Below are 14,150 nucleotides of genomic sequence, written 5' to 3' on the forward strand. Positions count from 1 at the left end.
ATTATATTTTGAACTCCTTAATTATTATTAACTTCGGCTATATCAATTGCTCTAATTTCTCTTATAACTGTGATTTTAATGGAACCGTTGTAATGTACATTTTTTTGAATTTGTTTTTTGATTTTTTTAGCTATTATAAAAGTATTTAAATCATTCACTTCTTTAGATTTTACGATAACTCTTATTTCTCTCCCGGATTTAATTGCATAAGCTTTTTCAACTCCTTGAATACTATTAGCGATATTTTCTAATTGCATGATTCTTTGTATATAATTATTAATCGAATCTCTTCTAGCTCCCGGTCTGGCAGAGCTAATTGTATCAGCTATTGCAACTAAAACAGCTATTAAAGTAGTAGGTTCTTGATCTTCATGATGCGAGGCAATAGAATCAATAACTTCTGGGGGTTCTTTATATTTAAGCGCTAGATCTACACCTATTTTGACATGACTTCCTTCTATATGATAATCTAAAGCTTTTCCTATATCATGTAAAAGCCCTGCTCTTCTAGCAAGTACTTCATTTTCGCCTATTTCAGCTGCCAAAATTCCTGCTAAAAAAGACACTTCTAAAGAATGATTTAGAACGTTTTGGCCATAACTTGTTCGAAAATTTAATTTTCCTAATAATTTAATTAATTCTTCATCTATAAATCCTATTTTCGCTTCATAAATAGCTTCTTCACCTATTTCTTGGATAAATTCGTCAATTTCTGAAGATGTTTTTGCAAATATTTTTTCAATACTTGCAGGAGTTATTCTTCCATCCATGATTAAATTTTCTAAAGTTCTTTTGGCAATTTCTCTTCTAATAGGTTCAAAACAACTTAAAATCACTGTATTAGGATTATCATCTATTATTAAATCTACTCCTGTAATAACTTCAAAAGCTCTTATATTACGACCTTCTTTACCAATGATTTTACCTTTAAATTCATCTTGTTCTAAAAAAATTGTACTTGTATTATGTGTATCTACAATTTCTTTAGATAATTTTTGCATTGTTAAGACTAATAAATGTTTTGCTTTTGTTTTGATTTTAAATTTATATTCCTTTTCTTGTTCTTTTTCATAATTCATTATTTCTTTATAAGAATTTTCTTTAGTTTGTTGTAAAATGATTTCTTTGGCTTCTTTTTGACTTAAATTTGAAATTTCTTCTAATTTATTTTGTTGTTGTATTAGTGTTTTTTTGATTTGATTTTGCATTTCTTCTAAATATTTTTTACTAACATCTATTTTTTTTTCTTTATTATATAAAGATTCTTCTTTTTCGTTTAAATATTTAAATCTTGAAGTTAGTAATTCTTCTTTATGAATAATTTTTTCTTCTAAATTGATAATTATATTTCTTCTTTGATTAAGATCATGTTCTGCTTCTTTTCTTAATAAAGCAATTTTTTTTTCAGATTCTGCAATAATTTTTGCTGAAATAAATTGAGATTGTAATATTTTTTTTTTAATGTTTTCGTTTGCTTGTTGTATTTGTTTTTTTATTTTTTTTTTAACAAAAAAATAAATGAAAGTCCCTATTAAAAAAAAGCAAAAAGAAAATAAAAAAATAAAATATAACCAATTTTGTTTTTCTTCTCCCATTTATCTTTAGTTTATTATAAACAATACTTTCCTTTCTAATATATCAGAATATTTATTTTTTGATTTTTTTTCATATGAATTATTTTGTATAAAAAAATTTTATTATTTCAGACAATTAATTTTGAAATATATAAAAAAATTATATATAGTATTTATTATATTATAATAACAAATATTATTCAAATAATATTTGTTATTATAAAATAAAAAAACTAAAAATTTATGAAATAATTTTTAGTTTTTTTATTTTTTAATTTTGATAAGTTATAAAATTATCTTTTTATAGCATTCTATATATTTAAAAATGAATTATTCTAAAGCATTTTTTGAATTTATTTAATGATTAAATTAATTTTTTTTTTTGTTTTTTTTAAAGAAATTATTTTGAGTATTTATAGAATTTATTTGCGCCTCTATGAATTTTTCGCCTTTTTTGTATAAAATTTGTGAAATTTTTTTGGTAATTTTGTTATTTGAAATTTTTTTTAATAAATTTTCAGAATCTTGCTTTTCTGGTTCAACATTGTTTTCATGCGAATAGAATATATCATATTTTTATATCTTTATTAATTAAAAAATTAATTAAAAAAATATTATTTGATATTAAACCCTCGCCCAAACCGCACGGGCATATTCCTATGCATACGGCTTTCCGAGTTCACTTATAAAAATTAATATATAATTTTTATTTCATTAGAAAAAAATAAAAGAATTTTTTTCCCTCTGCTTCCCTTCCCCTTGCGAAAGTTATTAACTTCTCCTAGGTAAAACATTACTTTTACGAGTACTATGAAAGCTCTGAAAGCATATAAATTTAAAATGCATTTTTATAAATTGATTTATTTAACGATTTAAATTTATTTAGCTTGTCCAAGGTAGCTATTTAATTTGGGTAAGTGTTAAATGTTGCATGGATAATCTCGGTAAAATAATTATTATTAAAAAAATTTTATTTTTTTATATAAATTAAGTATTCTTTCAAAGAAAGGATAGTTTAATCATTAGATAAAGATAATAATTAAAGACTTAATTTAATAATTTTTTGTCCAAAATAAAATTATTTTTATAAAATTCAAAAATAATAATTTTAAAAATATTATTTTTAATTATTTTATATCTTTAATTCCCTAGAATTTCATGCTTTTTAACTTCATTTCGCATTATTAATGCTTTTTGGATATGCTATTTTCCCTTATTGAACTTTCATTCTCAGGTTAATCCAATAATGTGATATACTATCCAACAATATCAAAGGAACCCTAAATCTCCTCTAAATTAAATGCCCTTACTTGCGCACTTTATCTTCATTTGTTGATGTTATATCTTCTTGTTGTTCGATATCTGTTTGTTCGATATCTTTTATTAAATTTTCTGGATCATTATCCGAAGTATTTGATAATGTTTCATTTTCTTCTTTGGATGAATTAAAAAAAAGAGTTAAAAAAGCAATAACTGATGTTAATAAAAAACAAGTTGAAGCAAAAATAATAATATTTTTTTTAGATTCAAATATTTTTTTAATCATGTTATTTTTTTCAATATCTTTCTTTTATTATTTTCATTTATTGATTTCAAATATTTTTGTTAATTTTAAATTTTTCAAAATTATAAAAAAATAGATTATAAAATTCACTTTATTAAATAATGAAATATTATACCTATTCATTATTATTATATAACAATAATGAATAAAATTTTTTGATAAATATGATAATATATTTTGCTTCAATAATTTTTTCAATTTTTATATTTTAAATAAGCAAATTTATTTTTATTTTTGTTTTGGATTTTCAGTTTAAAATATTTTTTAAATTTGTTATAATATATTTATCTCGCATTGTATTTTATATTAACTCATATATTGATAAATTTTAGTATTACATTTTATTTATAGTTGAATTTTTTAAAATTTTAGTTTTTTATCGTGTTTAAGATTTATAATATGTTTTATAAATTTATAATAAAAATAATAATTATTTAAAATGATAATTTTTATTAAAAATAATAAAAAATCCTTTTTTATTTTTTATATTTCGAAAGAAAAATTTCATTTATAATATAAGGTTGTAAAAATGAATATAATTTTAATAGGCCCGCCGGCCTCGGGTAAAGGCACTCAATCTTTAATTTTAGCTAAACATTTTAATATTCGTCATATTTCTATAGGAGATATTTTCCGCACAAATTTAAAAAATAAGACAGAATTAGGTCAAATAGTCATATCTTATATTAATAAAGGGCTATTGGTGCCTAACGAAATAACTAATTCTATGATAAGTAAATATTTTAATCAAGAAGATCTTCAAAAAGGTTTTATTTTAGACGGTTATCCTCGTAATTTACATCAATCATATTTTTTGACCGAAGAATTTCATAAAAGAAATATTTTTTTAACTAAAGTTTTTTATTTTAATGTTTGCGAAAAAATATTAGAAAAAAGAGTGATGGGTAGAATGGTTTGTCCTCAATGTGGAGAAATTTATCATAAAGAAAATAGATCTCCTGAGAGATATGGTTTTTGTAATAATGATAATACTTATTTAGTTCAAAGAAAAGATGATAATTTGAATACTTTTAAAAAACGTTTATCAGTTTATAAAAAAGAAACTTTGCCTTTAATAGATTATTATCAACAAATGAATAAATTAGTAGAAATCAAAGTAGAAGATAATCAAAAGTCAATCCAAGATATCACTAAAATAATATTAGAACAATTGTCTAATATAAAATAAAATTTTTTTTTCTATTTATTCAATGAAATAAATAGAAAAAATTTTTTTATAAAAAATTATTAGTTATTTATATTAAATTAATAATTTAAAATTAAAAATAAATGTTTTTTGGACTTTTCAGAACGTAATAATATAAAAAAAATTTTAATTATCTTTGAAATAAAAAAAATTAATAAAATATAAAAAAACAAAAATTCTTTTATTATTATTAACTAAAATTGAAATAATCTTATTAGAAAGTTTTGGAATAATGAAAATAAAAGGCAAAATATTTTTAGATATTATCATTATATTGATAATATTCCATTATATTAAGTCGTTAAATGCTATTAGTAATATTAATAATGATAATAACAAGCTAAAATATATGAATTACCCTATTATTCATACATTGCAACAAAAATTCCCAAAATTATCGAATGAAAAATTATTAGAAAAAGTTTTGATTAAAATATTGGAAGAATTTGATAAACCTTATTATAATCTTCCAAAAAACCAAAATTTAGAAGAAAAGATTAAATTATTGGACAGATATAATTTAATAAACGAATTTGAAAATACAATTGCTCAAACTATTTTTGATGTAAATGAATATGTTTTTGTTTTTGTAGGCAATAGTGCAGATTTTGTAAATTATAATACATATTTAAAACATAAAGAAAAAAATTTTCAAGATTTAAAAGGAAATTTTTGGAAAACATGGTCGCCATCTAATATTGAATTTGTATCTAAAAAATATATTGAATTTTTAGTAGATACTTTTGAAGAAATTATGATTTTAAAGGATAAAAAACAAATTAATTCTCAAAAACAAGAAAATACTGATGAAATAGAAAATCAAATTTTGGCTTTGCAACAAAAAATAAATAGTTATGATGTTGTATTTAAACAACAAGAACAAAAGATTAGGCAACAAGAGTCAGAAATTATAAAATTGACCAAATTTATTTCTGATAGAGATAACATTATTTTGCGTTTACGAAATCAAATACAAAATTCTAGAAAAACAATAAAAGAATTGGATGATCAATTAAATAATAATAATTTATTAAATAAAGAAGAACGAAAAAATTTTGCAAGACAAAAAGCTTATTTCAATAGATTGATTGAGCGAAATAAAGAAAGCTTAGCAAATAATGAAGCTATTATCAACTCAAATCAAAGAAGAATTCAGGATTTAATAATTGAATCGAAAGAAAATAATCGAATTATTCTTGAAATACAAACTTTAAGAAGCGAAGAAAGAGAAGAATTTCAAAGAAATAATCAAAAACAAATTGATAGATTGAATGATTTACAACAAAAACTAATTTCAAGTCAAAATATTATTGATCAATTAAGTGTTACTATCGAAGAAAATAGACAATTGTTGCAAAAAAAAGATGAAAAAATTCAAAAATTGTCTATGGATATCGAAGATAATATAAATGAGATTAAATCTTTAAATAATAATATTGAACAAATAAATAAAGAATTAAATGAAAAAAAAGATGAGATTGCAAATAATAAAACGTTGACTGACTCAACGATAAAAAGATTAAATAGAGAAATCGAACAACTTATAGAAGACAAACAAGATTTAATTCGACAATTTCATTTGCAAGAATTAATTTTATCTAGTAATCAAGAACAAATCCAAAATTTAATTATGGATTTACAATATAAAAATAAAGAAATTATTGATATTAAACAATTGAGTGAAAAAGAAAGAGAAGAATTGCAAAATGTAATTGATAAACAAATAGAAACTTTAAGTCAAATGCAAAATGATTTAAATGTTGCTGAAAATAAAATCGAAAGTTTTAAACAGACTATCCAAGAACAACAAAATATTATAAAACAACAACAAAATCAAATTTCAAATTTAGAAACAGATATAAGAATAAAAGAAGAAGTTATAATTTCTTTAAGTGATCGAATTGAAGAAGTAGATAAATTATTGCAAGAATCAAAAACAGAACTTTTGAATAATAAATCTTTATCAGAACAAGAAATAAAAAATTTAAGAGATAATATCTCCCAAAATGAAAAATTAATTAAAGAATTAAAAACGAAATTATATTCAAAAGAAAAATTTTTAATTCAATATAAAGAAGAAATTCAAAATTTAAGAAATAAATCAGAAAAACAAGAAGAAGAGATTATTAAAATTAAAACTTTAAGCGAAGCCGAAATAAAAATATTGAAACAAAACATAAAAGAAAATAGAGAAAATCTTTCAAAATTAGAAAATGATTTAGAAATAAGTCAACAAAAAATCGACCAATTTAGAAAAACTATTGAAGAACAAAATATTATTATTGAAAGAAGTGAACAACAAATTCTAAATTTGGAAAAGAATATCGAGGAAAAAAATAACGAAATAGATATTTTGGCAAAAAAAATAGATCAAAAAGATAAAGAGTTAAACCAAAAAACAGAAGAGTTAATTCAAAATCAATTGTTATCTGAACAGCAAAAAAAAGCTTTAAATGAAGAAATTGAGAAAATCAAATTAGAATTGAAAGATTTGAAAGAACAAGTATTGCTAAAAGACAACTTTATAACTGAAACATCACAAAAACTGTCTAATTTAGAATCAAATTTTACGAATCAAAGAAAACAAATAATAAGAAATAAAATTTTACAAGAAGATGAAAAAGAAGAATTAAATAATGATATTCGAAGACAAATATCGCGTGTAGATCGATTAAAAAATAAATTAGAACGATCCAAAGATAGAATAGAATATTTTGTGCTAAATACTCAAATGTATAATTCTTTAATTTCGTCAGCAATGTCTTATGTAGGACGCCTTCATAAAGAAACTATAGGATTTTTTACAGAAATGAAACAAAATCAAGAATCTAAAGCAAATAATGAAATGAATAATGTTAAAACTTTTGCAAGAAAAACAGATAAGTTGCATGATTTTTCAGATGTTATAGGTAATACAGTAGTTAAAGAACAATTAAAAGAAACCGTAGAACAATTAAAAAATTTAAGTTTATATAAATCTATGGGCAGTAGAAAGACTCCTAAAGGTATTTTATTATATGGACCTCCAGGAACAGGAAAAACTTTTTTAGCTGAAGCTTTCGCTAAAGAAGCAGGATTACCTTTTTTTGCCGTAACATCTTCTGATTTTTCTAAAACATATGTTGGCGAAGGACCAAGATTAATTAAAAATCTTTTTGATGAAGCTAGAAAACATTCTCCAAGCGTAATTTTAATAGATGAATGTGAAGTAGCTTTTAAAAAACGTCATAGTGATGGTTTGAATTCTGATCATGGTAATATTATTACTGCTTTTTTATCACAAATAGAAGGTATCTATTCAGATCCAGAAAAACCAGTTTTTGTCATTGCAACAACTAATTTCAAAGATGATATTGATAATTCTATTTTAAGTCGTTTTAATAAGTTGATTGAAGTTGATTTTTGGGAAGAAAATGATATAGTTCTTTATTTAAAAATTATTTCTCAAAAGTATAATTTAGATATTAGAGCTTATAAATATTTGGAAAAAATTTCAAAAACAATAATAAATTCTGGTTTAAATGAATTAAGAACTCCTAGAAAATTAGGAGAAATCTTCGAACAAGCAACTGCAACTGCGATTTTAAAACATAAACATTTAAATATTTTACCAATAGATTTGCAATTAATAATGGATAGGTTAACAAATAAGAAAAATATTATTAATTGGGATGAACATGAACATATAAAACATGATGTAAATGAATTATTAGACATAAAAGAGTATAAAAATACTCCTATAAAACATCTTTTTGTAGATAGTTTTTTTACCGATGAAGAAAAAAAATATTTCCAATTCATTCAAAAGGGTTATTTACAAAATAATAAATTAGTTTATAACAAAGACGCTACAACAGAAGCAATAGAAGTAGATATTGATTCAAATCAATTAGACAAAATAAAAATGTTTTATTCTTCAGAAAATCCTTTACCTGATAAATTGATGGGTTTTTATTTTATACAAGAACCAGATAGTCCTCAAATGGAAGTTGTAAAAAATATTTCTACTTTAGAAGAACTTTTAACTAAAGCTATTAAAAATAAAATAAAAAAAATTTATTTTATTTGGGATATAGAAAAAATCAAAAATAATAAAATTCAAATTGATGAATTAATGAATAAATATAAAAATAAGTTTCATTTTTTAGCATTAGATAATGTTTTAAATGAACAATTGTTAGAAATCAGTCAAAATACTGAAAATAATGAGAAATTATTTGAACAAAAAATATTAGAGTATATAGATAAAATAAAAAATCAATTAGTTGATGATATTTATAATGTTATTACATTAAATTCAAATTTGAATATTTCGGAAGATTCTTTTAAATTAATAGAACAAATTGAACAAAAGGTCAAGGAAACTTTAGAACAAAATAATCACTTTTCTTTAGACGAAATAAAACAAGAAATTATTTCGTTTATGAGATATAAATTAAAACAAGAAAAAAATATGTCTTTGGAAGAACAAATTATTTATTTAACCGATAAAATAAATTTTAATAAGAAAATATTTAGCTATGACGAAATAAAACAAATTAGAACACAAATTCATGATATTGTTTATGATTATTTTATTCAAGAATCTAATTATTCTTTGAAAGATATTAAGGATCAAATTAATAAAATTAAGGATAATTGTACACAAATAATTTTTAATGACAAATGGGTTTCTATATTAAAAAACTTAAATATTAATTTTAATTTATATAAAGATAAAATCATAGATATATTGAAACAAAAAACCCAAAAAGAATTATTTTATCAAGATCTTGAATTAGATGAAATAATAAATATTTTGGATGAAGAAATTAAAAAACAAATTCAAAATATAGAGAATAATTTAAATAAAAAGATATTAGATGATATAAATAGATATGTTATAGTAGATAAAGAATTTCCAGATAAAAGTATTTCTAATCAAGAAATAGAGTTAATTCAAAAAGGAGCCGTTTTAATTGTTCAAGATGAATTAAAAAAAGAAAATATAAGCGAAGAACAAATATACGAAAAAATAAAATTTTTTATCAAAAATTATAAAACAAAACAAATGAATTTTGATAATTCTTTGTCTGATGTATTTTCTTTTATTCAACAAAATTTTTCTTGGTTAAAATTTGTATTAATTATAATTTTTTGTAAATATTTTTTTAGAAAAAAATCTTAATAAAAAAGAAATTTGATAATCAAATTTCTTTTTTTCTTTATGATTAATATAATAATTAAAAAAAGTAAGAAGATAAAAATTTAAATTATGTTATAATTTATTATAGAAATTCAGATATTTTAATGTTTATTTTTGAAAAGAATACTGTAAATTTTTTCATTAATATATGAAAATAATATCATTATAATTTATTTTTCAATATCTTCTATAATGCAGAATAATTGTATAAATAAAATAATAAAATTTAATAAACGAGGCAATTAATGATAACTAATTTAGATGACATTTTTAGACAATCCGATTTATACCCTAAATTAATAAAAAATAATATAAATAATTTAAAAGAATTAGTTTTAAAAAAACCTAAAACATATGAAAATTTTGTTTTGTCTAAATTATCTTTAATACCTGATAAAACAGAAATTAAATTATATGGCTTGATAATAACAAAACCTGTTATTTCTCGATTTTCATTTAAAAAAAAAACAAAAATTTTTCAGATATTAACTGATGCAAATACTATTTTAAAAGTAATTATTTTTAATAATTTTTTTTTAAAAATTATCCAATTAAATAAAAAAATTTTTATTAAAGGTATATATTATCATAAATATAATACGATTATAGCTTCTTTTTTATCTACAGAACCTAATATAGATAGTAAAATTAAACCTATTTATAAATTAAAAGGTATCCCTGATTATTCATTGCAACAATTAATAAAGAAAGTTTTTCAAAATTCTCAATTGCAAATAAAAGAAACTCTAAACGCAACAATTTTAAAAAAATATAATTTAATAAGTAGACAAAAGGCTTTTGAAAATTTGCATCTTCCTCAAAATAAACAAATGTTAAATAAAGCCATTCAAAGATTTAAATACGAAGAAGCTTTTGTTATAATAAAAAGATGGTTTTATAAAATAAAACAATTACCTCTCAAACAACCTTTAAAATGTAATATAAGTTATGTCAAAGAGATGATTAATAAAATTCCTTTTCAATTAACTTCGAATCAAAAAAAAATAGTGAATGAAATTTATTCTGATTTTAATAAAAATTATCCTACCCAAAGATTAATCCAAGGAGACGTTGGTTCTGGTAAAACAATTACAGTTTTTATAGCTGCTTTAGGTATTATTAATTTAAATAAACAAGTTTTAATGATGACTCCTACAGAAATTTTAGCGAAGCAACATTATTTGAATTTTCGAAAACTTTTTCCAGAAATTGAATCTATTATTATCACATCCAAAAGTAAACAAAAAAAAGTTTATCAAGAAGAAATTAAACAAAATAAATATAAAATGATTTTTGGAACTCATTTATTATCAAATATAGAATTTTTTCAATTAGGACTTATTATTATTGATGAAACTCATAAATTTGGTACAGATATAAAAAATAAAACTGCAAATCAAAGCTTAACATCAGATATTTTATATCTTACAGCAACCCCTATTCCAAAAACTTTAGCTATTATTTATTCTGGTTTATTACAAATTTCTTTATTAACTGAAAAACCTTATTCTCAACAAAATATTATTACTAAACAATGTTCCTTTGATAAGATTGTTCATTTGTTAAGACAAAATCAATTACGCAATGAACAAAGTTATGTTATAGTTCCTGCTATAAAAGATAATAAAAAATATTTTAATATTCATAATGTTAATCTTTTTTTAGAAAAATATAATTTAGAACATCTTTATATTTTGCATAGTCAAAAAACAACAGAACAACAAGAAGAAATAATTTTAAATTTTATGCAAAATAAAAAAGGTATTTTGTTAGCTACTTCTATTATAGAAGTTGGAATTGATATTTCTAACGCTACAATTATTATTATTTTGGGAGCAGAATATTTTGGTTTAAGTCAATTACATCAATTAAGAGGCAGAGTAGGTAGAAATAATAAACAGAATTATTGTTTTTTAGTTTCCAAAAAAGATAACGAAAGATTAAATATGTTACAAAAAGAAAATAATGTGAGAAAATTAAGCGATTTTGATCTTTATAAAAGAGGCCCAGGAGATCTTTTAGGCAAAAAACAAAGTGGTTTTTTTAAATTTCAATTCTTAGATATAAGGAAAGATTATCCGATAATAAATCAAATTAAAAAAGATTTCGAATATTTACAAAATAAAAAATAAAGGTATATTAAATAAAATGATTATTAAATTAGCTATAGATGCTATGGGAGGCGATTTTGCTCCTGAAATAGTAATCAAAGGAATTATAAAGGCTTTGATAGAGGAAAAACAATTATATATTAATTTGTATGGCGATAAAATTAAAATAAATCATATAATAAAAAATAAAATCGTTTCTTCTTTGTATGATTCAGTCAAAGATAGAATAAATCTTATTCATACTTCTTTTTATCTTTCGATGGATATAAAGAATATAAGGGAAGAATTAAGAGATAATCCAAATAATTCTCTTTTTTTAGCTTTAAAATCGGCTAAAGATAATCAAGTTGATGGAGTAGTTTCTGCAGGTCCAACTCAAGCTTTAGTATTAGCTAGTTTTTTAATAATTAAAACTATGAATTTTATGTCTAGAATAGCTTTAGCACCTATTTTTAATTCTTTAGATAATAAAAAAAGAATGTTAATAGATGCTGGTGCTAATATTGATATTACACCAGAAAATTTATTAAATTTTGCTATTTATGCTTCTGCAGCAGCAAAAGAATTATTCAATATTGAAAAACCTATAGTTAAATTATTGAATATAGGTATTGAAAAAAATAAAGGTAGGCTTTTAGATCAAACAGTTTATAATTTATTAGAACAAGATAATCGTATAATTTTTAAAGGGAACGAAGAGCCTCAAAATATTTTGACTACTGAAGCGGATATTTTAGTTAGTGATGGTTTTACATCTAATATGATTTTAAAAAGTTATGAAGGATCTTTTCAAAATTCTTTTCAATCTATTAAAAAAATTTTGACAGATAATTGGTTTAAAAAAATTATGAGCCGAATTTTATTTGCAAAACAATTTTGTAAAATTAAAAAAAAATTAGATGCTAAAGAAACAGGAGGTGCTATGTTGTTAGGATTAAATAAAATTGTAATAAAAGCTCATGGATCTTCTAACGATTATGCCTTTTATAAAGCAATTATACAAGCCAAAATTTTAATTGAAAAAAATTTTTTAAATAAAATTTATCAAAAATTTAATGTAAAAAAGAGTCAAAAAAAAATATGAATTTAAAAAAATTATTTAAAAGATTAAATATTAAACCTAAAAATATTAATTTATATATTACTGCTTTAACCCATAGTTCTTATGCTAATGAGCAATCATCCGACCATATTAAAATGAAGAATAACGAAAGATTAGAATTTTTAGGTGATTCTGTTATTAATTTTTTAATGGCGAGTTATTTATATAAAAAAAATAAATATAGTGAAGGGACTATGACTAAAAAAAGAGCTCAAGCTGTTTGTATTGATTCTTTGTTGATTTACGCTAAAGAAATAAAGTTAAAAAATTATATTTTATTGGGTAAGGGCGAGCAGAAAAGATACGATAATAATTATTCTATTATATCGGATGCTTTTGAAGCTTTATTTGGAGCTATTTATTTAGATTTAGGATTTAATAAAACTCAAAAGATTTTTCATAATCTTGTTTTACCTTATTTAAAAAAAGTTATTAATATTATAGATTTCAAAACTAAATTACAAGAATTAAGCCAAACTAATGGACAACGTATTCATTATAAACTTGTTTCCGAACAAGGTTTAGCACATGAAAAAGAATTTATAACTGAAGTTTATTTAGACAAACAATTTTTAGGCCGAGGGATGGGCAAAACTAAAAAAGCTTCTGAGCAAAAAGCAGCACAACAAGCTTTAATTAAAATAGAGAAAGAAAGGGAAACAAAAAATGTTTAAAATTCTTTATGAAGAAGGTGTATTGAATATTGAACAAATTTTACTTCGCGAATATCGTAAAATGAATTTAACTTCTCAAGAAGTCATGGTTTTGATTTTTTTATTCGAGCGTTATGAAACTAAAATTTTTTCTTCTTTATTTTTGGCTCAAAAAGTTAATTTATCTAAAAACGAAGTAGAAAATATTTTAGAAGAATTAATACAAAAAAAATTTTTTGTTTTGTCACAAGATGAAAGAGATAATAAAATTATAGAAGTTTTTGATTTAAATAATACTTTTAAAAAATTAGAACAAATTTATTCTGAAAAAGCTAAAAATAATCAAATAAAAAAACAAAATAAATATATAACACAAACTATAGAACAAATAGAAAAATTAAAAGGCGAAAATTTAGCATCATACGAATTAGAAATTATAAAAAATTGGTTTTTAGATAAAAATTATTCTTTTGAAGAAATAAATAAATCCATAAATATAGCCGTTTTAAATCAAAAAAAATCAATTTATTATATAGATAGAATTTTAAATCATAAAAATATTTTAAAAATAGAAAATGATGAGAAAGCAGATCAAATTCTTCATAAAATTTTCAATAAAATTAAATAAATGTCTTTTTATAAATATATAAAAATTATGTTATAATGTTAGTATTGAATCTAGAAGTAAAGATTTAATGATTTAAAAAAAATTATTTTTTAGAAATTATTATAAAATTTAAAAGAGAGGATTGAA

General features: G+C 21.1%; 8 protein-coding genes. 6 read left to right on the forward strand and 2 right to left on the reverse strand.

Annotated features, from left to right (window positions below; genetic code table 11):
• Positions 1 to 17: 17 nt before the first annotated feature.
• Together rny and M8044_RS00650 are read right to left on the reverse strand one after the other, a co-directional pair.
• Positions 18 to 1,595: a ribonuclease Y gene (gene rny, locus M8044_RS00645; RefSeq protein ID WP_273585148.1), complete on the reverse strand. Its 1,578-nt coding sequence runs from the start codon at positions 1,593 to 1,595 to the stop codon at positions 18 to 20.
• A 1,285-nt stretch (positions 1,596 to 2,880) separates the two neighbouring features.
• Positions 2,881 to 3,120, reverse strand: coding sequence for a hypothetical protein (locus M8044_RS00650; RefSeq protein ID WP_273585149.1), 240 nt, complete (start codon positions 3,118 to 3,120; stop codon positions 2,881 to 2,883).
• Between the two features lie 547 nt (positions 3,121 to 3,667).
• Between M8044_RS00650 and M8044_RS00655 the strand changes: the two genes are divergently transcribed.
• From M8044_RS00655 to M8044_RS00680, 6 genes are all read left to right on the forward strand, one after another.
• Positions 3,668 to 4,327 (forward strand): adenylate kinase family protein, encoded by a 660-nt coding sequence (locus tag M8044_RS00655; RefSeq protein WP_273585150.1) that lies wholly within the window; start codon positions 3,668 to 3,670, stop codon positions 4,325 to 4,327.
• Positions 4,328 to 4,577: 250 nt separating this feature from the next.
• Entirely contained in the window at positions 4,578 to 9,512 is a 4,935-nt protein-coding gene (locus M8044_RS00660; RefSeq protein WP_273585151.1) for an AAA family ATPase, read from the forward strand.
• Between the two features lie 263 nt (positions 9,513 to 9,775).
• On the forward strand, positions 9,776 to 11,662 hold the full coding sequence (locus tag M8044_RS00665) for a DEAD/DEAH box helicase (protein WP_273585152.1): 1,887 nt from the start codon (positions 9,776 to 9,778) through the stop codon (positions 11,660 to 11,662).
• A gap of 16 nt (positions 11,663 to 11,678) precedes the next feature.
• Complete coding sequence (gene plsX, locus M8044_RS00670; protein WP_273585153.1) at positions 11,679 to 12,725, forward strand: phosphate acyltransferase PlsX; 1,047 nt, start codon at positions 11,679 to 11,681, stop codon at positions 12,723 to 12,725.
• Entirely contained in the window at positions 12,722 to 13,417 is a 696-nt protein-coding gene (gene rnc, locus M8044_RS00675; protein WP_273585154.1) for a ribonuclease III, read from the forward strand. Before plsX ends, rnc begins: the two co-directional genes overlap by 4 nt.
• The gene (locus M8044_RS00680; protein WP_273585155.1) at positions 13,410 to 14,024 is read left to right on the forward strand and encodes a DnaD domain protein; all 615 of its coding nucleotides are present in this window, start codon (positions 13,410 to 13,412) and stop codon (positions 14,022 to 14,024) included. The genes rnc and M8044_RS00680 overlap by 8 nt, the downstream gene beginning before the upstream one ends.
• Positions 14,025 to 14,150: the final 126 nt, after the last annotated feature.

Source organism: Columbia Basin potato purple top phytoplasma, from assembly GCF_028595955.1.
Lineage (GTDB): Bacteria > Bacillota_I > Bacilli_A > Acholeplasmatales > Acholeplasmataceae > Phytoplasma.

Coding starts and splice junctions, on each gene's coding strand:
- rny (WP_273585148.1), bottom strand. CDS start 1,595: ATGGGAGAAGAAAAACAAAATTGGTTATATTTTATTTTTTTATTTTCT.
- M8044_RS00650 (WP_273585149.1), bottom strand. CDS start 3,120: ATGATTAAAAAAATATTTGAATCTAAAAAAAATATTATTATTTTTGCT.
- M8044_RS00655 (WP_273585150.1), top strand. CDS start 3,668: ATGAATATAATTTTAATAGGCCCGCCGGCCTCGGGTAAAGGCACTCAA.
- M8044_RS00660 (WP_273585151.1), top strand. CDS start 4,578: ATGAAAATAAAAGGCAAAATATTTTTAGATATTATCATTATATTGATA.
- M8044_RS00665 (WP_273585152.1), top strand. CDS start 9,776: ATGATAACTAATTTAGATGACATTTTTAGACAATCCGATTTATACCCT.
- plsX (WP_273585153.1), top strand. CDS start 11,679: ATGATTATTAAATTAGCTATAGATGCTATGGGAGGCGATTTTGCTCCT.
- rnc (WP_273585154.1), top strand. CDS start 12,722: ATGAATTTAAAAAAATTATTTAAAAGATTAAATATTAAACCTAAAAAT.
- M8044_RS00680 (WP_273585155.1), top strand. CDS start 13,410: ATGTTTAAAATTCTTTATGAAGAAGGTGTATTGAATATTGAACAAATT.